Source organism: Maribacter sp. MAR_2009_72 (assembly GCF_007827235.1).
Classification (GTDB): domain Bacteria; phylum Bacteroidota; class Bacteroidia; order Flavobacteriales; family Flavobacteriaceae; genus Maribacter; species Maribacter sedimenticola.
This window is the reverse complement of sequence record NZ_VISB01000001.1, coordinates 3,152,289-3,175,955: the sequence shown is the minus strand read 5'-3', so window position 1 is coordinate 3,175,955 and position 23,667 is coordinate 3,152,289. Positions and strand designations below refer to the sequence as shown.

Below are 23,667 nucleotides of genomic sequence, written 5' to 3'. Positions count from 1 at the left end.
GATATGCTAAAAATAGCCTATCACCCTATTTATAAACATCCGTTACCGGAAGGGCATCGCTTTCCCATGATGAAATATGAGTTATTACCGCAACAGCTAATTTATGAGGGCACCTGTACGAAAGATAATTTTTTTGAACCTGAATTGCCCAATGACAAATATATTGTTGCCGTACATGACGCAGAATATTTTTATGACCTCCTGAATTTAAAAATAGGGGCTAAAGCGGCAAGAAAAATTGGTTTTCCGCTTTCTGAAGATTTAGTGGAAAGAGAACGAATTATTGCAGATGGTACCTTAAAGAGTTGTGAATATGCATTAAAAAATGGTATTGCCATGAACATAGCCGGTGGAACACACCATGCTTACAGTGACCATGGAGAAGCCTTTTGTATGCTTAACGATCAAGCAATCGGGGCAAAATATCTATTGGACCAAAAACTTGCAAAAAAAATACTCATCGTAGATTTGGATGTCCACCAAGGAAACGGAACGGCGGAGATTTTTAAGGATAATGCATCTGTTTTTACCTTTTCCATGCATGGCGCGGGAAACTATCCGTTCAAAAAAGAAATATCGGATTTGGATATTCCGTTACCTAAAGGTATCAATGACACTAGTTACCTTAATATCCTTCAGGAAACCTTACCTAGTTTAATTACCCATGTACAACCCGATTTTGTTTTCTATCTCTGTGGCGTAGATGTGTTGGAAACAGATAAATTGGGCACATTAGGATTAACAATGGAGGGTTGCAAAAAGCGAGATGAATATGTATTGGGAACCTGTAAACACTTAAATCTTCCTGTGCAATGTAGTATGGGCGGTGGTTATTCCCCAGAAATAAAAAGAATAGTAAATGCGCATGCCAATACGTTTAAAGTTGCCCAATCCTTGTATGATTGATTGTACGACCAAAATAATTAGGCTTTCATACCGTTAGCAAGGAAAGAATAGTAAATGCATATTAAATTCTCCTTATTATTGATAGTTCTATTTTTCAGTAATAAAATTTTAGCCCAACAAGAAATTGCCAAAATCACAGAAGTTTACAAGAACCGCATAATTATTCCGGATGAAGTATTGCCCTTGGTAGATGAGGAACACAATAGGTTTGCCCTATTATTATTGCGCGGAAGAGATATAGATGGTTATTTGTTCAATTCCAAAAATGAAATAGAAGGAAAATTAAGCCTTCAGGGAAAAGCAAGGGCGTACAAACAAATCCTTGGGAAAACAATTTTGGAGAATCAGGATTTTGTAGTGTTTTTAACAAATAAGAACAGAAGAAAGTTTGCCTCTTCTAGCTTTTCTTTTGCAACGAATTCAATAACGTTCCATGAAATAGATATTGACCTAGGAGCGGAAAAAATAGTACAGACTGCAGAATACAACAACAAATTTCATATTCTTACCATAGTTCCTAATACCTCAATAATACATATTTACCGTTTTGAAAATGATAAGGATTTTACTATTCATGACATAGATTTTTCAAATCATTCATTTCTTAATAGAAAACAGAAAATTAAGAATCTATATGATATGATTACGGTGAACAGTGGTTTTTATGGTCTGGACAAATCATTGGATTTAGTAAGGATTAAACAAGATGACCCTATTACGTTGGAGATAGCGTGCAATCCCACAAAAATATATCAAAATGAAAATTATATTACCATTACCATGGATAGTAACCATGATGTTACCCAACTACTGGATATTGATTTAAAATCATTAACCGGTAATGCCAATAGTTTTCATCAATCTATGGTCAATTGGTCCTATAAGGACAAAAACAGCAATTCCTTTGTAGATGAGGATATCTTATATCAAATTGAAAGTACTAGAAGAGTACTGCACTTAAGGGCTTTAAATTTTAGAAACGGTAAATTTATTAACGAACATAGTGCACACGAAAATGAAAATATAAAATTTAAGAATTCATCTATTGTACAGACAGGGGGTACTTTTGATAACCACAGAACATTTGAGGATACCGGGGTACTCTTAAGAAAAATGAATAGGGGAAAAATAGGAATTGCGGTTCAAAACAAAGGAGAAAATAAACACATTTCCTATGGTGGTGTTATAGAACGAAATGCAAACTCAGGTATGGTACTGCCTGGTTTTGGAATACCTATAGCTACCTTTGGTGCCGTTACCGTTTATTTTAATCCAACATTTTTTGCGTATCAATCCTATACCGTAACCAAGGCCATACAGGTAGATGCCCTTTTTAATTCAGCTTTTGAGCATCAAAACGGTCAACTTGGGGAAAACCCATTTGAAATGATTGAGAATTTTGAAATTGAAAATAATATTTCTCCTGCAGGAAGAACGGTATTTAAAATGAACGGCTCATATATATTAGGTGCTTATAATGCTTACAACAGAACGTATACATTGCGTAAGTTTAAATAATTTCTAATTTTTTTAAAATCTGTTTGATCATTTGAATTTAAAATTAATTGAAACAGATTATTATTAAATAGGCTATAAGTTTAAATTTACGGCATGAAAAAGCTCGTAATTCTATTAAACTTAATATGTTGTTCATATTTACCTGCCCAAAACACAAAAAACGACACCATTGATACACGCTGGAAAATGTTTACCTATGACGTAGGTAATATGTTTATGGGAGTTGGACATAGCTATACCCGTCCAATACATTGGCAAGGAAAACAATGGGCCCAATTTGGTGCGGTCGTTGGCGGTACGGGCTTGGTATATTTGGCCGATGACAACACATCTAGGTTCATTAGGAACAACAGGGAAGGTATACCACAGTTTATTAGGGATTACGGTGAGTTATATGGTAGTCCTGAAAACAATTACTTAGCAACATCAGGAGTATATTTTACCGGATTGATTACAAAGAATGAAAAACTAAGAAGAACCGGGGTATTGTTGATTTCGTCCGCTTCTTCTGCAGGACTTTTACAACAAGTATTAAAATCCGTGGTGGGCAGGGCAAGACCCGTAGCCAATTTAGGAAAAGATACATTTGACCCATTTAACCCCAGCAGAAATTTCCATTCATTTCCTTCTGGTCATGCTTTGCTGGCATTTACAAATGCATATGCCATTGGTAAGCAATTTAAAAACCCTTGGATAAAAGCGGGAATTTATACCATTGGTGCCATACCGGGTATTTCACGTGTTTGGGATGGACAACATTGGTTAAGCGATATGGTTTTTGCTTTTGCAATAAGTATTGCTACCGTAGAATCCATTGACAAATATTTGGATAAAAAATATGATGAGAAATACAACGACCAAAACAAAATGGTAAGTTGGAATCTAAATTTTGGACCGGGCCAAATGGGTGTGACCATTAATTTCTAGCGATAGGCAATCTGCCGTTTTATAATTTCTTACAATATTTAATGACTGTGCAGAATTAATATTTAATTCTGCACAGTCATTTCCTTTTAAATCTTACACGTTCTATTATGACGTAAGTTTTAATATTTCAGTAGCTTATTGATATAGCCAATTTAAAACACATAATCTACTTTATACTATACTTATAAAAACCTTTAATATTATTTTTATAAGTTTTTTCTTACCACAAATCTGTAGTACTTAGGTGTTATTTTCTTACAATACACAACATTAATTTTAAAAAAATCATTCATTATTCAATATTTAGCTCTTAGAATGTATGGAGCTATGAAAACAAACAAAACTTACATTTTTACAGCACTCACCATGTTGCTTGTATCGTTTGGTTTTACCCAAGTTAAAATTGGGGACAATATTGATGCAATAGCAAATACATCGCTATTAGAATTGGAGAGTACCAATAAAGTACTTGTACTAAGCCGGTTAACCAATGACCAAATGATGAGTATAACACCATTACCAGGTGGTATGGCCTATAATATTGACACAGGTTGTATTCATTCCTATGACGGAAATAAATGGATCAATCTTTGCGACAGCAGTTTGCGCACCTTTTCCTTCATTGACAATGAAGATGGAAGTTTTACCATTAACTATGGCAATGAAAGCGTGTTTACTTCCCCCAATTTAACGGGTCCAAAAGGAGAAAAAGGAGATACGGGTCCAGAAGGTCCTGCAGGTGCAGACGGATTAAGCCAGCAAGAACAGATTATAATAGTTGCCAGCAACGGTCAAACCCGCTTCAATACTCCAGCACCAATAGTGGACGATAAAAAAATATCGGTCTACAGAAATGGTATTAGGATTGCATTTAGAGCTATTGATTCCACAACCATAGAATTGGAAAATGAAATTATATGCTATCAAAATGATAACATACGTATTGTACAAATTTTATAATAAACTTTAATAACCCAAAAATTAAAAATCATGATTTCAAAAAATTTAACTAACATTTTCAAAGGTTTGGCCGTTGGCCTAATCATGTTTGCAGGTGCCACATTGAGCGCACAACAAACTACAGGTGATGTCACAAAACAAAGTGATGTAGTTCCCGGTACTACCACTACGGCAGGGGCGGTCAGAGTTATTGACAACAAAGGAACCATTAAATATTTACAAACGCAGAATGGCATTACCATGCTTTCCAATACTACAAATGATGTTACTACTACTACTTGGCAATTGGGCGGTACATTGACCAATGATACTTTTATAGATGTTGACGGTAATGTATTTGGGTTGGACGGTATTGAATTGATTTCTACCGAGACTCCTTCTACAGATGCTACTACAGCTTCTGACCATGGTACGGGTACAGGGTATACGCTCTTGGTTAGGGACGAGGCCACAGGGGCGGTCAAGAAATTATTGGCAACTGATTTGCTTCAAAGCGGACAGGAAAGTTTTACCGCAACGGCCGCACAGGTAGCATATCCTTTAACCGGAAGTCCGGTTCTACCTACTTTCAGCCAAGTTTGGGTATACAGAAATGGCGCAAAATTAATTGCCAATGTTGATTATACGGTGGCTGCATCTACGGTTACTTTAGTTCCAAATACCACAAGTCCAAATGACTGGGCTGTTTATGCCGGTGATACAATAGAGGTGCAATATGTAAAATAGTGTTTTACAATTATCTACTACCCCGTTCCATTTTAATTTAACTTATGAACTCAACATACTCATTTATTAAAGTATGCAGGAACGGGGCCCTTAAAAAACCATTATACACATTTAACGTTCACACAATTTTCACAAAAGGTACTAAATATCGATTCTTTGCCCTGTTCCTACTATATTTTGTCCAGGTGGGCATGTATGCGCAAGAAGAAGAGGTCATTAACCATAAAGGTACAAGGGTCTTGGTAAGAAATACCGTGGTAACCACTTCTGCCACTGCACCTACAGGACCGTTGTTAAATGATATTTGGTTTGATACCAGTGCCGAGGTCACAAAAATATATGACGGTACTTCATGGCTCACCATAAACCTGGATGCCTTGAACAAGAAGGAGAATAGCGAAAACAAATCTACCGATAGCTCTTTATCCGATGCTACCAACACGAAATTCCCTACCGAACTTGCCGTTAAAACATATGTGGATAACGAAATTGCAGCCGTTGGAGATGATGACATCACCGGTGTAAGTTTTGATGGTACGGACTTAACTGTTGCGGAAGGTGCCACAAATTTCTCTGCAGATTTATCCTCGTTGGAAGAATCTGCGGATATAACCGCCAATACAACTTTGATCAACAACCACATTACAGCGGATAACGATCTAAGTGCTACCAATGAATTGCAGGATGCAAATGAAATTTCCATAGATGACAGTTTAAATAATTTTACTGCAACAAACGTAGAAGATGCACTAGCGGAATTGGCATCAGGTACTGCCACCAATTTATATACGGATGACGGTAGTCTTTCTGGCAATAGGGCGGTTACCCAAAATAACTTTGACCTAAATTTTGATGCAAATACCTTAGTGATCAGCGGTAATGACAATAGAGTGGGCATAGGCACTGACTCCCCCATACAGGAGATGGATGTAAGCGGTAGAATAAATATTACCAATGGAGTTATACAGAAAGGCGGCACTGCAATTACTACGACCAATGACCTTGGGTTATATAGCAATATCTCAGGAGATGCAATTCGCGTGGCCACAAATAACGCACCTATAAACTTTTATAGTGACCTAAACGGATCCGGAAGTACTGGCGGTACGGCAAATCTTTCTATAAACGCAAATGGCAATGTTGGCGTAGGCGTAGCTACGGCCACTTCTAAAATGGATATTAACGGAGATCTTAGGGTGCGTTCCTTAGGTCCAGGCTCCAATACGGACAATATAGTCATTACGGATAGTGATGGTAACTTAGGACAGCTTCCTATTACCGATCTGGAAACACAGACCACAATTTCCCAAAATAACACCACAGGAGTAATAACCCACAATAGTGAGAACGGTGCCACACAAACTGTCAATGTAATCAGCACAAATGCCAATAATAGTATTTCAACAGGTACAGACGGAGGTGCTTATTTCAACAATCCCATAAAAGCATATGGCACTTTAATACCTTCAACAAATTCCATAATGTCCATTGGTATTAGCAGTGCAGTGAAAAACGGGGTGGGTAGATATACCTTTACAATGTCTACGACACGATCAACTGCAAACTATCCTATTCAATTAAGTGTTTTTGAATCTGGCACCCGTGACATCAATATATTTGTAACATCACAAACGACCACCACCTTCAGTATTGCCATCATAGAGGAAATTGGCGGAGCTTTTCCTTCAGATAATTACATAGATCGGACCTGCTATTTCAACATAATGGATTTTTGATATCATGAAGATACTACCGTTTTTTACTCTATATATATTATTTATACAGTATACCTTTGCACAGAATATAAGAAATATTGGTGACCTTAAAATTCATGAAAAAGGTCAAATTGGTTTTTATTCAAATTTAAAAAATGACGGTAATTTTAATAATACCAATGGGTTAGCCGGTTTTTATGGATTAAACTTGAATACAATTTACGGTACAACCCCTCTTTCATTCCATGATATAGAGATCAATAATGACCAAGGTGTATTACTACAAGTACCGGTTCAGGTCAACCAAAACATAAACTTTATATATGGAGATTTTATAAGTTCAAAATCAACTAGTTCTCCAAGTTTAAACTTAACCACGGATTCGTTCTATAATGGAGAATCTAATTTTTCAAAAGTAAATGGCTTTGTTTCTGTATACGGTCAACAGAATTTTCTTTTTCCTATAGGGGACGAATTTTATTTGCGCCCATTGGGTCTAAAAACCAATAACTCTATCACAACCTTTAAAAGTGCCTATCTTTTTGAAAACAGCACTTGGTATTATCCCTTTATTGATCAAGGACAAACCGGTATAGCGCAAATTAGCGAAAATGAATATTGGGTTTTAGAAGGTAACGATTCCGCAATCATTACGATAAGTTGGGACGAAAGGAGCGCTATAAGTAAGATGACCAATAATCTGGACAACCTAACCATTGTTGGTTTCAATAAAGAATTGAATTTATGGCAATCCTTAGGAGCGCTAGATCGAACCGGTACCCTTGACCAAGGGATAATAACTTCTTATGAGTTCGTTCCTGACCATTATAGTGCAATTACTTTCGGCATAACACCAGGAAATACAGCAATTTCCCATAAGGGATATCATTATTTGGTTACCCCAAATGGCGACGGTATCAACGATTTTCTATTTATTCCGGAATTAACCGAATTTAAAACAAACAGATTACTGATTTTTGACCGTAACGGGCTTAAGGTTTTTGAACAAGAAAATTATACTAATGAATTTTTCGGGGAAGCAGGTTTTACCATTCCGGCCATAAGCAGAACCAAAGGACTTCCGGAGGGCATATATTTTTATCTTGTGGAGGTGGGTGAAAAAAAATTTACCATTCAAGGATTTCTTTTCCTTGATCGATAAAACCGTAAATTAACTATTTTATATACAAATGTGATAAACACACAAATTATTGAAACATTCAGTACTTTAGTCTAGCAACTAAATCCGTACAAATGAAATACTATTCTTTAATTTGTTTCCTATTCACCATTAGCGTGAGTTTTGCCCAGACACCTTCTGCACTAAAATCTCCCGTGATGGAGCATGCATCTCCACAAGAGGTAGGTATGTCGCCCGAACGTTTGAATAAAATAGATTCAATGATATCCACGGAAATCAACCAAGGCAATATTCCTGGAGCAGTTGCCTTAATTGCAAGAAACGGAAAGATTGTATTTCATAAGGCATATGGCATGGCCAATAATGAGAAGAACGTTAAAATGGAAAAAGATGCCATTTTTCGTATCGCCTCTCAAACTAAGGCCATTACTTCTACTGCTGTAATGATGCTTTGGGAAGAAGGAAAATTTCAGTTAGATGATAACATATCCAAATACATACCAGAATTTGGAGAAGCAACAGTACTGGATACTTACAATGAAAAAGATGGAACTTACACGACCAAACCGGCAAAAAACCAAATTACCATAAGAGATTTACTCACCCATACATCCGGTATTGGTTATGGAGAAATTGATGGAGACCCACGTTTTAAGAAAATTTATGCTAACGCCGGTATAACCGATCTATTTACCACAAAGAACATAACCATTGAGGAAAGCGTAAAAAAATTAGCGAAATTACCTCTACATCATGAACCAGGGGAAGCTTTTACCTATAGTGAAGGACTGGATGTCCTTGGTTATTTTATAGAAATTATTTCCGGAATGCCATTTGATGAATTTTTGAGGACTAGAATTTTTGAACCCTTGAATATGGATGATACATGGTTTTATCAACCAAAGAAAAACTATAATAGATTGGTTACCGTACAAAAAAAAGAGAACGATCAATGGATAAAATATCCTGTCACATTTTATGATACGGATTATCCTATTAAGGGGTCAAAAACATTTTTTTCTGGGGGAGCTGGTCTTTCAAGTACTGCCAAGGATTATGCAAAATTCTTACAAATGTATCTTAACAACGGAGAATACAACGGTATAAGATTACTGAGTCGTACTACTGTTAGAAGCATATTAGGAAACCAAATAGGAACAATTTGGAACGGGCCCAAGCATCACGGTTTAGCTTTCTCGCTCGTAAATGAAAAAGGTGAAATAGAAGGTGGGTTAGGTAGTGCAGGTACTTTTGAATGGGGAGGTTATTTTAACACCCAGTACTTTGCAGACCCAAAAGAAAAAATCATAGGAATTATTATGAAACAAACTCAGGGTCCTATAGATGATGCTACGAGTTGGAAATTTAAGCAAATGCTTTTTTCCGCTATCGATAATTAAGCTCCTTACGAGTCGAGTAAATAAAAGCCTAATTTAATTTTCCAATACGGAATTTTTTCTTCAAAATACTCGAAGTAATCCTTTATACCTGTAGCGTTGGTTAATTCTGATTTTGCCGCTTCTATTTTTGATATTTCATCGGCACTTACAAACTGATTTAAATCAAGTTCCTCACCTTCTGCATGCTTTTTCATTAAATGTCCGTAGATAGTATTTTCAGATAGGTTTCTAGCGGTGGCAATTTCAGCGATCGTCAAACCGTCATTGAATAGTTCAAAGGTATGGTCGTGGGTTTTCCGTTTGGTCCTTTTTGTTCCAAGATGCTTACTAATTTCCTTTATGAATACTTCGGCATATTTATCCAATTTGGCCTGCCCTACCCCGGTTACCTCCATAAATTCAGTAGTAGTGGTGGGCAATTTGGCTTCCATATCCTTTAAACTGGCATCACCAAATACAATATAGGCCGGTACGTTCTGTTCTACGGCAATTTGTTGACGTAAGACCCGTAATTTATCGAACAGATCCGTCCGTTTAGAAATGGGTTTGTCAACTACTTTTTTCTTATCGGAAGCTTTTTGTAATACGGCTAGTTCTATTTTTTTGCCCATGAACAATACCTCTTTTGCCAAAGGGGTCAATCCCAGTCTTGCACCCTCCCTAAAATTTATGAACAACACCCCTTGGTTCAACAACTGTATTACATATTGCTGTAGGTCTAGCCAAGATATATTTTTGACCGCACCATAGGTTTTTATATGTTGATATCCCTTTTCCAAAACCTGTGCATTCTGCGCACCACGTAAAACATCAATGACCAAACCCATAGGTTCCCTTTCTTTTAACCGTGCAACAGCGGAACAAACTTTTTGAGCCAATTGGGTAGCATCAAAATACGCCGGAGGTGATGTACAGATATCACAATTTCCACAACCTTTGGTAACTTGTTCCCCAAAATAATTCAATAATGCTATACGCCTACAACTTAAAGCTTCCGCAAATTGTTGCATACGTTCCAACTTGGCATATTCAACATCTGCATTCTCACTTTGTGTTATAAATCTGCGTAATTGTGCTACATCGGCAAAACTATAAAATAATAAGGCATGTGCCGGGAGTCCGTCACGGCCACCACGACCAATTTCTTGATAATACCCCTCTATATTCTTTGGTAGATTATAGTGAATAACCCAACGCACATTACTTTTGTCTATTCCCATACCAAAAGCAATTGTGGCCGCAATAATAGGAACCTTGTCCGTAATAAATTCCTCTTGTACCAAGGAACGTTCCTCAGACGACATACCGGCGTGATATGCCTTGGCCTTATGACCGGCATTACGCAATTTCTCTGCAATGGACTCGGTACTTTTTCTACTTAAACAATAGATAATTCCGCTTTCAAACGGATGTTCGTCCAGAAATTGCAGGATATGTTTTATACGGTCTTGGGCCGGTTTCACCTCCAAATATAGGTTTGATCTGTTGAACGAAGCTAAATGGCGCTGTGCATTTGGCATTCTCAATTGATCAACGATATCGTCTTGGGTGGTCTTATCGGCCGTTGCGGTAAGTGCCATGACCGGAATATTTGGGAATCTTTTCTTTAAACTTCCCAGTTGGGTATAGGCCGGTCTAAAATCATGTCCCCAAGATGAAATACAATGTGCCTCGTCAACGGCGAACAAGCTAATTTTAAGCTGCTCCAAAATTCCATTTAGGAACCCCAAACTTTCTGGAGCAACATAAAATAGTTTCAATTGCCCTTTCTCTAATTGCTGAAGAATTTCCTGTTGTGTTTCCTGGGATTGTGAGCTATTGTAATATGCAGCTGCTATTCCGTTGGCTTTTAACACATCTACTTGATCTTTCATCAAAGCTATTAGCGGTGAAATCACAATTGCAGTTCCTTCTAAAGCCAAAGCGGTCATCTGATAACAAAGCGATTTACCTCCTCCGGTTGGCATAATTGCCAACACATCTTTTTTGTTCAGGGCGTCCTCAATAATGGCCAATTGATTCGGTTTAAAAGAATCGTAACCGAAATGATTTTTTAATAATGGGAGTAAATCTTGCTCTGTAGTTATCATGTAATGCAAAAATAAGAAGTTTAATTACCATAATAGTCTTCGACTGTACATAGACTGACATCATATTGAAATCTAAACTTTAAGCAGTGAAAAGTTTATTTAACAATAATCAATATTTTATACGGTCCCCTTTTATAAAATGGCAATATGTCATCCTTAGCGCAGTCGAAGGACTTAGGGACACGAATCTGAATTATATATAGAATGTGTAAAATTTCTACATTCCGATAATATTTGAATAATATCAAAATCCTCATTTATCAGCGCAATTTTTTTAGCCCGCGTCCATCCCTTAATTCTTTTTTCAAATAATATTGCTTGGATAACATCAGTAAAGTTTAAAGAATAAACGAGTTTTACAGGTCTCCTCTTAAAAATATAACAACTACGAAAGTATCCCATCTCATGATAAACCAATCGAAGTTTTATATTACTAGAATTACCGATGTAAAAAGAATCATCTGAACAACGTAAAATATACACTATATAAGTATTCTCTAACAAATATTGGGTCTTAGACTGCGCTCAGACCTACAAGCATTTTCGCATGTAACTTGTTATCAAATTAATGTTCAAAATTTGACAAAGATTCATTGGATAAAAATTTTGAAGCCCCAATAAAACAACTTGTTAAAATATTATCCTGAGCGCAGTTGAAAAAATTAAAAGTGTAATTACTTCCCCAACATCAACAATTCATTACACCTAATTTCCGTGACATATCTCTTTTCTCCTTCCTTGGTTTCATAGGAGCGATGGGTAAGTTTACCTTCTATGGCCACCTGTTTTCCCTTTGTTAAATAATTCTCCACGATTTCTGCCGTCTTACCCCAAGCAACAATATTATGCCATTGGGTGTCTTCTACCTTTTCACCTTGGGCATTCTTATAATTTTCTGTAGTGGCTATCGAGAATTTTGCCAATTTACTTCCGCCTTCCATATTAACGATTTCCGGGTCTTGCCCTAAATTACCAATCAACTGTACTTTGTTTTTTAATGCGTTCATTTTACTAAATTTTAATGGTTAAACAGTTTATACTATCAAGTCTCCTTGACCCGACACTGCAAACCTAGTTCAGCCTAAAAAGATTAATCGGTAATTAAACGTTTACTATCGTTTGTATTCGTTTACAGTTGTTTAAAAACAGATATGATACTGTTATACTGATGATTACACATATATATTTATTTATAAAATATGGCCATTAAGTGAAAATAATTAAGAAATACTACGTTTTTCAACTAGTTCTAAGTTTAAAATCAAGAGCCGATTTTGCGGAAGGACCACCAATTCATATCCCTAGTCAATTCAAACCCCAATTTTTCATAAAGCGGAATGGCCAAATTACCCTTATTAGTATGTAATATTGGTTTCTTATTTACCTTTAATATTTGGTTTGTGGTATATGCTATCAACTGTTTTGCAAGACCTTTTCTGGTATAATCTGGATGTGTGACCACTGCACTGATCTCAATGAATAGATCGGTTTGAAGACGCTGTCCGGTTACGGCCACCAATTTTCCTTCTTTAAAAATGCCATAGTAGTTGCCCATTTCAAAAGTTCTTCTTCTATAATAACCTGGCATAACCAACCAAATTAAATTATAGATTTCATCCATATGTTCCCTGCCCAATAAAGTAATATCTTCGGAAATCTTTATTTCTGGAAGTTGATTAAGCACCATTTGACAACCCTCTATCTTTTTCTCCAGAACAATTTTAGATTCATCAACTATGGGCGTTTTATTCTCGGAAACAAAGAAGAAACTATCCGTAGATTCCACATAATGTCTTGAAGCTCCCAATGTATGTGCCTCATCAAAAAAAGAGCCGAACGTACATACTTCTTGATCATAAAATTGAACCCCCTCATACGCAATAAGATACTTGTTATGGGTTTCATTTAACGAATACCATACCGGGTTTTTAAGTTGATCTTCCAGATTGGACATGTAAAACAATGATTGATTATAATTAGTAAGACGTTCTATTTTAATTTAAACTTCCCCTTCCAAATTCATTAACTTTTGAAACTCCTCTACGAACAAACCAACTTCATACCCATCCATTAATGCATGGTGCACATGTATGGATATAGGCATTGACCTATCCTCACCTTCACCGGTCATCTTACCAAATGAAATTTTTGGACAACTATCCTCAAATTTAAAATGCCTGGCATGGGAAACGGATGTAAAATCTAACCAGGGCATACTGGAGCAATGAATAACGTTTAATCCACATTGGGGCAGTTCTAATCCTTTTGAATGGGCCACCTTGTCAATTTCAGTTGTTGCCCGCTCTTTAAAATCATAAAAAGATTCTTGATATGGCATATAGGAAAAACCAAAGGTGCCATCGGTTCTAGCAATAGTAGGTGAAGCATGCACATCATCATATTGGAAAACCTTACCCTCCTCAATTCTATATTTAAAAGGTTGTATTTTATTGGCTGCTTTCAATGTCCTATGCAAATAGATCAGGAAAAAGGAATTCCCGGTGTTTTTGGCATACTCATATGCCTTAGCACAATTAACCCTCACGTTAACGCCAAAAAAAGGTTCATCGAACTGGGAAAAGAAATTAAAATGTCCTGCCCTGTTCCATTCTTCAATATTCAGCTCCTTCTTCATTATATCCTTTAATTCAACGTTTACATTTAAGAGGTTAAATATACAACGTACCGGTTTTAATATAAAATGGAATATGATCTATGGGTGTTTGCGTATAATTATTAACAATTAGGTAATTACATATTCCCTGTAAGATGCATTTTTTTCCTACCTTAAAACTTCTAAAATATTGAACAAACCTATTGTTCATTAACATAAATCAATAACAATGAATGAAAACCAACCAAAAGACCCCTGCATAACCGAAATCATCGTTGCAAACAATGGTCCGCTAAAAATCAAAGGAAATCTAGAAATACAATTGGCCTCGGGTGAAATTGTAACTAAGGAAGGTACCACCGGATTCTGCCGTTGCGGTGTTTCTAAAATCAAGCCTTTTTGTGATGGATCACATAGAAATATAGAATTTATCGGATAAACAATACAACCTTACCAACCCATGGAATTAGCCATACATAATTGGATGCGTGCAGAATCATTAGAGCACACACTCAATAGGATCAACAAATTAGATTATACGCATATAGAAATACAGGGTGCACCAAAAAGTTATGATACCCAAAAGGCAAAGTTGCAGTTAGACCTCTACGGCATACAATGTTGGGGCTCGGTTACACTTATGTTAGAACAGCGCAATTTACTGGCAAAAGACCCCGCGCAACGTAAAATGTCTATACAATACGTAAAAGATGTCGCCAAAATGGTATATGAATTGGGCGGTAAAGTCATTTCATTGGTACCGGCAACCGTAGGCAAAATTGTACCCGATGCCAGACCTGAAGAGGAATGGAAATGGGCGGTAGAAGGCATTAAAGAAATTTACAAATATACCGAAGACCATGGTTTACAAATAGGCATAGAGCCCATTAACCGTTTTGAGACCTATTTTATTAACAGAGGTGAACAGGCATTGGCGCTTGCGGAAGCTGTTGGTCCTAATTGTGGAGTTTGCCTGGATACTTTTCATATGAATTTAGAGGAGGTCAATATGTTCGATACCATTAAAAAAGTAGGCAAGCGTTTGGTGAATTTTCATGTTGCCGATAATAATAGAATGGCACCGGGCATGGGGCACCTCAATTGGACTAAAATCATAAATACGTTAAAAGAGATTGAATATGACAAGGTGCTATCTGTAGAATTTTGTTCCCCGTTAGATAGAACACCTGCCAATCCGTATCCGAATTCCATAGAAACAAATCCAGAGGGACTCACTGCAGAACAAAAGAAATTCTTGGAAGATCACGGTAGTTCTGCCGTCACCGATGAGTTTTACACCATGCTGACCAAAAAATCTATAGACACCCTAAAAGAGCTTATTAAATGAAAATCACCAATATAGAAGCGTTTTGGTTACGCTGTCCAATACCCAAAGAAAAGCAACATTTTTCCGATTATGGTCTATTGACAAATTTTGATATGACCTTGGTAGTGGTAACGACCGATACTGGGTTACAAGGTTTTGGCGAAGCAAAAGCCGCTGTAGGTTCTTCTGGGTCTTGTGCCTCTATTGTTAGCTGCATAGAAAATGAACTAAAACCACAATTAATAGGTAAGGATGCCCGAAATATCTCCCGTATTTGGGAACACGTATACAACGGCACACGAGATCATTATTCCCTATCAAGAGGTCGTAAATTTCCCATTTTAGGAAGAAGGGGATTGACCATTTCTGCCATGAGCGGAATAGACACCGCGCTGTGGGACATTAAAGGAAAGGCTTTAAAAGCTCCTGTGGTAGAATTGTTGGGTGGTAGCTGTCGCGATAAAATGCCAGCATACGCCAGTGGTGGTTGGGCAAAAGCCGATGCTATTGGCGAACAACTGTTGGGGTATACCCAAAAAGGGTTTAGCGGTGTAAAAATGCGTGTGGGTATTATGGATCAAACTGTAGCCGAAAGTATTAAACGTGTAAAGGCAGCCCGTGAAGCCTTGCCCGATAACATAAAGTTAATGACCGATGCCCATGGTACTTTTAGCGTACCCGAAGCCAAGCAGTTTACAAAGGGTGTAGAAGACTGCAACTTATACTGGTTTGAAGAACCTATTAGTCCAGATAATAAAATAGGTACTGCGGAAGTTCGCGCCAATACCTTTATACCCATTGCTGCTGGTGAAAGCGAGTACACCGCTTTTGATGTTCGAGATTTAATAGCTGAACGTGCGTTAGATGTGTTACAACCAGATTGCGCCATAATTGGCGGTATTACAGAAGCCATGCGGGTTTCACAATTAGCACATACCTATCAACTGGAATTGGCACCGCATTGTTGGGGATCTGCATTTTCCTTTATGGCGGGACTTTCGGTGGCATTCGCTTCCCCTTCTGCCAATGTAATAGAGTTTTCATTGGGCGGCAACCCTATGATGTATGATTTGGTAGAGGAACAAATTACGGTGGATAATGAAGGTATGCTCAATACACCCACCAAACCCGGACTCGGTTTAACCCCTAATTGGGATTTTGTAAAAGACTTTAAACAATAAATTATGGCAAAGGCAGTACATATTAATCACGTTGCACTAGTGGTAAGCAACTTAGAAGAAGCTTGTAAATTTTACGAGGAAGAACTCGGTTTGGAAGCCATACCCGCATTCTTATTTGATTATCCTACGGCATTTTTTAAATTCAACGAGGAGCAACAATTGCATTTAACCGAGTGGGAAGATGCGTATTCGTTTAGAGGTCACATCTGTGTTCAGGTAGATGACATCAATACACTATTCTTTAGAATGAAAGAGCTTGGTGTCATTGACATAAAACCGTGGGGCAATGTACGTCAACTGCCGGACGGCGCCATACAGATGTTTGTTCGTGACCCATCGGGGAATTTGGTAGAACTCTCTTCCGTTCCCGGCGATTATATAGACCCAAAGATTTTTGAAGACGAGTTGTTCAAAGAAGGAATCTATGTATCGGGCAGAAATGATTTCCGTGGATACAAATCCAAAGACGCCACGCTTTACCATAAATCAGATGAATAGAAAAAATATTCTTTTACTGGAAACGGTTGCCGAAGATGCCATGAATATGTTGGAAAATGCTTCGGACATGAATATTTTAACAGGGTTTGATGAAGCATCGCTAAAGAATCAGATAGAAAACAATGCTATTGATGCCATCATTACACGAGGGAAAGGTCAGGTACGTGATTCGTTCATGGAACAGTTGCCCAATTTAAAAGTAATATCCCGTTGTGGTGTTGGTTTGGACAATATTGATGTATCAAGTGCCACAAAACGAGGAATTAAAGTGGTGAACGCCCCAAATTCCAATGCCGATACCATTGCAGAACACACTATTGCCCTGTTATTAATGCTTCAGCGAAATTTGTACAATGCCGTTACCATGGTCAAAGAAAATAGATGGGGAGACCGGGGAACGTATGTTGGCGATGAAACCCATAGCAAAACTTTGGGGATTATAGGTATGGGAAATATTGGAAAAAAAGTAGCACATATCGCCAAGGCTTTAGGCATGAATGTCATTTATTGGAGCTCAAAAAAAGAAGATGTACCCTTCTCATTTGTAGAATTTCAACAGCTTTTAACCACTTCAGACGCAATTAGCTTACATCTTCCCTTGACCTCTAAAACAGAAAAACTAATTGATTCCGCTGCCTTTTCATTAATGAAAACCAATGCGTTGTTGATCAATACCGCCAGAGGAGGAATCATAGATCAAAAGGAGTTGTTCAATGCCCTGCAAAGTCATAGCATAGCAGGTTTCGCTGCCGATGTTCTGGCAGAAGAACCACCAGTGGAAAATGATTCATTACTTCAATTAAAAAATGTATTGATTACTGCACATTTAGGCAGCCTAACCAAAACCACGTATACTAAAATGTGTACCATGACGGTTAAAAATACCTTGGCAATTTTACGTAGTCAAGCTCCAATGGAAAATTGTGTTTTCAATAAAAAAGAACTGGAGAACTACTAAAGCATAATATTATGAGAAACAGTGAGCCTCTAATTGTCACTCAGCTTTTTAACACTTCAATTAAGCAGGTATGGAAAGCATTGACACATGTGGAATACATGCGAAAATGGTACTTTGCTGTTATTCCGGACTTTAAGCCAGAAGTTGGTTTCACCACCCGCTTTCTTATTACCAACGAAGGAAGAAATTTTACCCACAACTGGGAAGTGATAGCGGTAACACCGCCATCAAAAATCAGTTATCGTTGGTCATTTGATGAATACCCCGGAGAAAGCATCAGTACTTTTGAGTTGTCCAAAAATGAACTAGGCACCCTTCTTACCCTTACTGGTGAAGTCATTAAAGATTTCCCGACCGATATTCCTGAATTTAAAAAAGAAAGTGGCAAAGCGGGTTGGGAATATTTAATTCAGGAAAGTCTAGTCCAATTTTTAAAATCCCATAAATTTTAACAGCGGGCTATCGCCCTTAAATGAGTACCTTAGTTCAAAGAACTAAACTAACTTGAACATGAAAAAAGTACTACTCATTGGGGCATATTTTCTATGCTCCACATTTGCAATTTCACAAACGGTAGAAGATATGGTCAATGCCATAGAGAAAGAAGGCATTGAAAATTCTCAACTAGAACAATTGGCTTACGAATTAATGGACCTCAACGGTCCAAGATTAGTAGGTACGCCAGAAATGAAAAGTGCCCATGATTGGGCGGTAAACACCTACAAAAAATGGGGGATTTCTGCAGAAAACCAGCAATGGGGAACCTGGAAAGGATGGCAAAGAGGTATTACCCATGTAGATATGGTTTCACCTCGTGTAGCATCATTACATGCAACACAATTAGCATGGAACCCAAGTACTAGCTCTAAAGGTGTTACGGCTTCATTAATTACACTGCCAAGTTTTACAGATTCATTGTCCTTTGTAAAATGGCTACCTAACGTAAAAGGAAAAATAGTAATGGTGAGCATGTTGCAACCTACGGGCAGACCAGATGAAAATTGGGAAGAATACGCAACCAAAGAATCTTTTGAAAAAATGAAGAGCGAGCGCGATTCATTGGAGAAAATCTGGAGACAGAATATTAATAATACGGGCTATACCAGTAGAAACATCAATGCAGCATTTGAAAAAGCGGGTGCTGTAGGTATTGCACAATCAAGATGGTCCGAGGGTTTTGGTGCCAATAAGATTTTTAGTGCAGGTACTGAAAAAATTCCTGCTGTTGATATTTCATTAGAAGATTACGGAATGCTATACAGGATGGTAGAGCATGGTGCGGACACCAAAATTAAAATAGTGGCAGAGTCAAAAGACTTGGGCGTTGTACCTACTTTTAATACCATAGCCACCATACCCGGCACCGAGTTCCCGGATGAATATGTGATTCTTTCCGCTCATTTTGATTCATGGGATGGCGGTACAGGTGCAACCGATAATGGCACAGGTACCATTACCATGCTAGAAGCAGCACGTATTCTGAAAAAAGTATATCCAAACCCAAAAAGGACTATTCTTGTAGGGCACTGGGGCAGTGAGGAACAAGGTTTAAACGGTTCTAGCTCATTTGTTGAGGATCACCCAGAGATTGTTGCCGGTGTACAAGCTTTATTCAATCAAGATAATGGTACGGGCCGTGTGGTTCGTTTATCCGGGCAAGGATTTCTTCATGCATATGATTATTTAGGGCGATGGTTAGAAGCCGTACCGGAAACCTACAAAAACGAAATAGAAACTACATTCCCCGGTTCGCCTGGTCGTGGTGGATCAGATTATGCATCTTTCGTAGCAGCAGGTGCCCCTGCGTTTTCGCTAAGCTCGTTGAGCTGGGATTATTGGAACTATACTTGGCACACCAATTTGGACACCTACGATAAAATTGTTTTTGACGATGTACGCAACAACGCCATATTAACTGCTATTCTTACCTATATGGCATGCGAAGACCCAGAAAAAACATCTCGTGAAAAAGCTGTTTTGGGCATTAACCCAAGATCTGGCAAACAAGGAGAATGGCCAACACCAAGAACGCCACAACGTAAAGGCGGACAAGATTAACGGTACTAACTAAAACTGATTTTCAAGTTCAAGGCTATCCGCTGCTTGGAGTGCTTTTTTAATAGCAGTACTCCACAGTGCATAGCCTTGCTTGTTCAAATGTAATCCGTCAGATAGGTATAACTCCGGAATAGGCCTATTATCCGTAGTGATCATTTGTGCGAACACATTAATGTATTGAGCATTAAGTTCCGTAATTATATACTTGGACAACATTAAATTGGTTTCCATGATCAACGGAATAAGATGTTCGCGCTCAACACTTGGTTTAAGGCTAATCAATGCCAGCTCTACACCAGGATATTTATCATAAATCATTGTTACCAACTCCATGCATCCCGAAAGTACCTCTTGCGGAGTTTTGCCATCATTTAAATCGTTTTCACCTGCATATAATACAATTTTGGATGGGTGGGCTTCTTTAAAGATCTCATCAAAGTAATGAATGCACCATGCAAAGGTGGAGCCACCAAACCCTAAATTGACCACATTGAACGGGCTTAGGTCCCGTTGCATGTTCACCCATAATCGCACGGAAGAACTTCCATAAAAGGCAATAAGGTTTTCTTGGGTTTCCAATTTGCCGATTCGCCTTTTAAGTCGTTTTATTTCATTACACCAAATTGCAGGTGGCTCTTCAAGATTATCCGATCCTGAATTGGACACATTGAGTTCATCTGCCCTATCAATGGCAGTTTTTACATAGGATGAATATTCATCTTGATATTTTTGTAAAAAGGCATATAGATCTTGATTACTCTTACTGGCTACTTTCTCACTTAACAAAAAAGGTTTTTTTATTGCGCAATAGTATAATGATTTCCCTAAACGATGGTCAAAGTTGACCATAATCACAGGTACTATGTACGGTTCCGGTTCTGTGTGCAAAGCCAATTTAAATGCTCCCATTTTAAAAGGCCCCGGAGATTCTTCCGTTCTATAGGAAGTACCTTCAGGACTAATGATCAAATTGTATCCTTGTTCTAGATGCTTGGTAGCTTCGCGGTAAAAAATGCTTCTTGCTTCTTCTTTCTTATCGGTTGAGGGTTGTTCAGACTCTTTAGTATAAACATTAATGTAGCCCAGGTTATCATAATAATTTTGATGCCCGTATTCCTGTCCTTTTCCTATACGTACCGTTCTAATACCTGGCTCAGCATATTTCTTGTACAAAACCATGGCACTAAGAAAGTGTGAATCTAGTGTAATCTGAAAATTATTGTTCAGGGTATAATGTGCATCATTGACCAAATGGTTGTAAATAAAGATATTTCCGGTATTATCCGGTAGGTTTTCCCATCCTTCAATGATATGGGGCACGTTATTAAATACCTTAATGGTTAGCTCCGCACAGGATTTTCTGTTTTGTTTTACATCTTTGCTGTTCTTTTCGGCTACACTTTTATAAATTTCCTGTAATCCGCTCAGAAATTCATATTCCTTTTGGTCTTCTCCCAACAACTCTAAACTTAACGAAGCTATATGACGTTCTAAGGATGTTCCGCTTTTAACCAATTTGGTCAAAGCCCCATAGGCTAATTGTTTCGTCGTATTGCTCTTTAATAGATGTGGTACTTGATGTAATGGCGATGATAACAACAAACGGGATTTGTTATTCTTGATCAATTGATATACGGCCTGTAGGTTATGCTTGCCCAATAGTCCTACATAACGAACAAAGGCAGCATTTAATTGGTTGCCTATCAACCACAATAACCGTTGATAAAATTGACCCTCAAAAATATCGTCCTGTTGAAAGAGTTTCATTAAATCGCCCTCAGGAATAAAATAAGCAGATGTTTTTGTATTCGTTATTGCAGAACATATATCCTTTTCTTTTAACAGGCAAGACCATCCGAATACAAAGCCGGAATTTTTAATGGACCGTTGTTTAATTTCAATAGTGTTCTCTATCCGTTTAATGGTAACTTCACCATGTATTAATATAAAAAGTCCATTACTGGAACCATCCTGTACATAGAGCACTTCATCCGGTTCGTATTCCCTACGTTCCGCCAGTGCGGCCAAAGCCATTAAATTCTTTTCTTCAAAATAATCCAAAAATGGTGAGCGTCTCATTAACGAAACAATGGCTTCTTGCTCCGCTACTGGTGAAATAAAAAACTGACGGTCCTCCACAAAGGGTTGAAAACGCACAGGATTCAACAATTCTGTCTGTTTTAACAATGCCGTGCGCAAAACATGATAAAGTTTTGAGCCTATATTTTTTAAGAGTATGTTCTGATGTCCTTTTTGCAAATACGCCTTTAGTTCCTTAAACGGTATTTCAAAAAAAGTTGCTTGTGTGGAAGCTACAATTGCCTTATATGTAAATCTTTTAGGGGTATTGAACCCATTTAGTCCTATGGTTGAAAATGGTTCGGAATTTTGACAGACCAGAATATCGCTTTCTGGATTTTCCAATGAAATATAGTAATTGACACTACCCTCTAACAACCATCTAAATGTTGACACTTTTTTATGGATATAACTAATAGCGTACCCTTTAGAATACGTTTTAATTTGACCGTTGGGAAAATATTCCTGTAGCTTTTGGGTATTTATTTCTTGCTTTAAAAGTCTAGTTTGGTGTTCCATGGGCCACCTAACTTAAGGCATTAAACTTAAAAAATGAAGTCTGCACGGTATTAAAATCAATTTATCATTTTAAGAAATTTAAATTGATCAAAACCTTAAAATAGGCCTTGTAAAATTAGAATTACCAAATTCAAATACACCATTATTTTATTATCAGGCCTTTTGCTATCTTCCCAAAAATATCGTCTTTAAGCGGTTGTCTGCAAGATGGCCAGTAAAATGAAAAATGTAGTGGAAAAGTTAATAGTGGACAAAACCTTTATGGGAGAAAATTTTTCCTCCGAGCGGTTACCTAGGGCAGAATATGAAAACTGCATTTTTGAAAGATGCAATTTTAATAAAGGTTATTTGGACAACCAGACTTTTTTGGAATGTGAATTTATTGATTGCAACCTAAGTAATGCAAACATTGTGAATACCACATTTAAGGAAATAACATTTTCACAATGTAAATTAATGGGGTTAGCGTTCAACACCTGCAATCCTTTTTTAATGCAAATGTATTTTGCGGACTGTAACCTAAGTTTTGCAAATTTTGTAGAAATGAAGTTGATCGGTCAACAATTTAAGTCTTGTAACCTAGAAGAAGTAGATTTTAGCGATTGTGATTTAAGCAATGCCAAATTTTTGGAATGTAATCTGGAACGGTCCATATTTTCGCGAACTAATCTGCAAAAGGCAGATTTTAGTTCAGCGACAAATTTTAGTTTGGACCCAGAAAACAATATGGTAAAGGAGGCTGTTTTTTCAAGAGAAACACTGCAAGGATTATTGCATAAGTATAAACTAAACATCGTGGATTGATAACTAAAAAAGGCACCCTTTAATGACCCAAGAAATAAAACAAAAAATTATTCAGGTTTGCGATTCAAAAATTGCCGCTAAAGGAGAAAATGTAGGACTCTCTTTCTATGCATTCTTTAAAAATAAAAATGACAACCCAGAACTGTTAATGGAGGTGGCCCAATGGTGGATCTTGGAACATAGGTTAGATCATTTTGAGAAAGCAATAAAAATCAAGGGGATGATTAAATCGTTAAGCTAACAACA

23 protein-coding genes are annotated in these 23,667 nt (G+C 37.5%); 17 read left to right on the top strand and 6 right to left on the bottom strand.

The window, feature by feature from the left end; genetic code table 11:
• The first annotated feature begins 3 nt into the window (after window positions 1-3).
• The 8 genes from JM81_RS13375 to JM81_RS13340 all read left to right on the top strand — a co-directional run bounded on the left by JM81_RS13375 (window position 4) and on the right by JM81_RS13340 (window position 9,293).
• Window positions 4-906: a histone deacetylase gene (locus JM81_RS13375; RefSeq protein ID WP_144804147.1), complete on the top strand. Its 903-nt coding sequence runs from the start codon at window positions 4-6 to the stop codon at window positions 904-906.
• A gap of 54 nt (window positions 907-960) precedes the next feature.
• Window positions 961-2,424: a hypothetical protein gene (locus JM81_RS13370; protein ID WP_222430304.1), complete on the top strand. Its 1,464-nt coding sequence runs from the start codon at window positions 961-963 to the stop codon at window positions 2,422-2,424.
• A gap of 93 nt (window positions 2,425-2,517) precedes the next feature.
• Window positions 2,518-3,351, top strand: a complete 834-nt coding sequence (locus tag JM81_RS13365) for a phosphatase PAP2 family protein (protein ID WP_089258848.1) — start codon at window positions 2,518-2,520, stop codon at window positions 3,349-3,351.
• Window positions 3,352-3,678: 327 nt separating this feature from the next.
• A complete protein-coding gene (locus tag JM81_RS13360) occupies window positions 3,679-4,311 on the top strand; it encodes a hypothetical protein (protein WP_144804143.1) in 633 nt (210 codons plus the stop codon).
• A gap of 30 nt (window positions 4,312-4,341) precedes the next feature.
• The gene (locus JM81_RS13355; RefSeq protein WP_144804141.1) at window positions 4,342-5,037 is read left to right on the top strand and encodes a hypothetical protein; all 696 of its coding nucleotides are present in this window, start codon (window positions 4,342-4,344) and stop codon (window positions 5,035-5,037) included.
• Between the two features lie 44 nt (window positions 5,038-5,081).
• Window positions 5,082-6,773, top strand: coding sequence for a hypothetical protein (locus JM81_RS13350; RefSeq protein WP_144804139.1), 1,692 nt, complete (start codon window positions 5,082-5,084; stop codon window positions 6,771-6,773).
• Between the two features lie 4 nt (window positions 6,774-6,777).
• The gene (locus JM81_RS13345) at window positions 6,778-7,914 is read left to right on the top strand and encodes a gliding motility-associated C-terminal domain-containing protein (protein ID WP_144804137.1); all 1,137 of its coding nucleotides are present in this window, start codon (window positions 6,778-6,780) and stop codon (window positions 7,912-7,914) included.
• Between the two features lie 92 nt (window positions 7,915-8,006).
• Window positions 8,007-9,293, top strand: a complete 1,287-nt coding sequence (locus JM81_RS13340; protein ID WP_144804135.1) for a serine hydrolase domain-containing protein — start codon at window positions 8,007-8,009, stop codon at window positions 9,291-9,293.
• A gap of 5 nt (window positions 9,294-9,298) precedes the next feature.
• On the opposite strand, the gene recQ is transcribed toward JM81_RS13340, so the two are convergent.
• From recQ to JM81_RS13315, 5 genes are all read right to left on the bottom strand, one after another.
• Window positions 9,299-11,383 carry a DNA helicase RecQ gene (gene recQ / locus JM81_RS13335; RefSeq protein WP_144804133.1) on the bottom strand — a complete coding sequence of 695 codons (2,085 nt, stop codon included), beginning with the start codon at window positions 11,381-11,383 and terminating at the stop codon, window positions 9,299-9,301.
• A 174-nt stretch (window positions 11,384-11,557) separates the two neighbouring features.
• The gene (locus JM81_RS13330) at window positions 11,558-11,866 is read right to left on the bottom strand and encodes a GIY-YIG nuclease family protein (protein WP_315897763.1); all 309 of its coding nucleotides are present in this window, start codon (window positions 11,864-11,866) and stop codon (window positions 11,558-11,560) included.
• Between the two features lie 191 nt (window positions 11,867-12,057).
• Window positions 12,058-12,390, bottom strand: coding sequence for a single-stranded DNA-binding protein (locus JM81_RS13325; RefSeq protein WP_144804129.1), 333 nt, complete (start codon window positions 12,388-12,390; stop codon window positions 12,058-12,060).
• A 254-nt stretch (window positions 12,391-12,644) separates the two neighbouring features.
• Window positions 12,645-13,337 carry a GNAT family N-acetyltransferase gene (locus JM81_RS13320; protein ID WP_144804127.1) on the bottom strand — a complete coding sequence of 231 codons (693 nt, stop codon included), beginning with the start codon at window positions 13,335-13,337 and terminating at the stop codon, window positions 12,645-12,647.
• A gap of 45 nt (window positions 13,338-13,382) precedes the next feature.
• The gene (locus tag JM81_RS13315; protein ID WP_144804126.1) at window positions 13,383-14,018 is read right to left on the bottom strand and encodes a CatA-like O-acetyltransferase; all 636 of its coding nucleotides are present in this window, start codon (window positions 14,016-14,018) and stop codon (window positions 13,383-13,385) included.
• 208 nt (window positions 14,019-14,226) lie between these two features.
• Here JM81_RS13315 and JM81_RS13310 point away from each other — a divergent pair, with 208 nt between their 5' ends.
• From JM81_RS13310 to JM81_RS13280, 7 genes are read left to right on the top strand one after another with little or no spacing between them, the layout of a single operon-like run.
• A complete protein-coding gene (locus tag JM81_RS13310) occupies window positions 14,227-14,436 on the top strand; it encodes a CDGSH iron-sulfur domain-containing protein (RefSeq protein ID WP_089258825.1) in 210 nt (69 codons plus the stop codon).
• Window positions 14,437-14,457: 21 nt separating this feature from the next.
• Window positions 14,458-15,345 (top strand): sugar phosphate isomerase/epimerase family protein, encoded by an 888-nt coding sequence (locus JM81_RS13305; RefSeq protein WP_144804124.1) that lies wholly within the window; start codon window positions 14,458-14,460, stop codon window positions 15,343-15,345.
• Window positions 15,342-16,505 carry a mandelate racemase/muconate lactonizing enzyme family protein gene (locus JM81_RS13300; protein ID WP_144804122.1) on the top strand — a complete coding sequence of 388 codons (1,164 nt, stop codon included), beginning with the start codon at window positions 15,342-15,344 and terminating at the stop codon, window positions 16,503-16,505. The genes JM81_RS13305 and JM81_RS13300 overlap by 4 nt, the downstream gene beginning before the upstream one ends.
• Window positions 16,506-16,508: 3 nt before the next feature.
• A complete protein-coding gene (locus JM81_RS13295; RefSeq protein ID WP_058104161.1) occupies window positions 16,509-17,003 on the top strand; it encodes a VOC family protein in 495 nt (164 codons plus the stop codon).
• Window positions 16,996-17,961 (top strand): 2-hydroxyacid dehydrogenase, encoded by a 966-nt coding sequence (locus JM81_RS13290; RefSeq protein ID WP_144804120.1) that lies wholly within the window; start codon window positions 16,996-16,998, stop codon window positions 17,959-17,961. The genes JM81_RS13295 and JM81_RS13290 overlap by 8 nt, the downstream gene beginning before the upstream one ends.
• Window positions 17,962-17,972: 11 nt before the next feature.
• Entirely contained in the window at window positions 17,973-18,413 is a 441-nt protein-coding gene (locus JM81_RS13285) for an SRPBCC domain-containing protein (protein WP_261375055.1), read from the top strand.
• A 58-nt stretch (window positions 18,414-18,471) separates the two neighbouring features.
• Window positions 18,472-20,019 (top strand): M20/M25/M40 family metallo-hydrolase, encoded by a 1,548-nt coding sequence (locus JM81_RS13280; protein ID WP_144804116.1) that lies wholly within the window; start codon window positions 18,472-18,474, stop codon window positions 20,017-20,019.
• Between the two features lie 9 nt (window positions 20,020-20,028).
• Here the strand turns inward: JM81_RS13280 and JM81_RS13275 are convergent, their stop codons facing one another.
• The gene (locus JM81_RS13275; protein WP_144804114.1) at window positions 20,029-22,617 is read right to left on the bottom strand and encodes a cyclic nucleotide-binding domain-containing protein; all 2,589 of its coding nucleotides are present in this window, start codon (window positions 22,615-22,617) and stop codon (window positions 20,029-20,031) included.
• Between the two features lie 219 nt (window positions 22,618-22,836).
• Here JM81_RS13275 and JM81_RS13270 point away from each other — a divergent pair, with 219 nt between their 5' ends.
• Window positions 22,837-23,421 carry a pentapeptide repeat-containing protein gene (locus JM81_RS13270; protein WP_261375054.1) on the top strand — a complete coding sequence of 195 codons (585 nt, stop codon included), beginning with the start codon at window positions 22,837-22,839 and terminating at the stop codon, window positions 23,419-23,421.
• A 22-nt stretch (window positions 23,422-23,443) separates the two neighbouring features.
• The gene (locus JM81_RS13265; protein ID WP_089258811.1) at window positions 23,444-23,662 is read left to right on the top strand and encodes a DUF6500 family protein; all 219 of its coding nucleotides are present in this window, start codon (window positions 23,444-23,446) and stop codon (window positions 23,660-23,662) included.
• Window positions 23,663-23,667 lie beyond the last annotated feature (5 nt).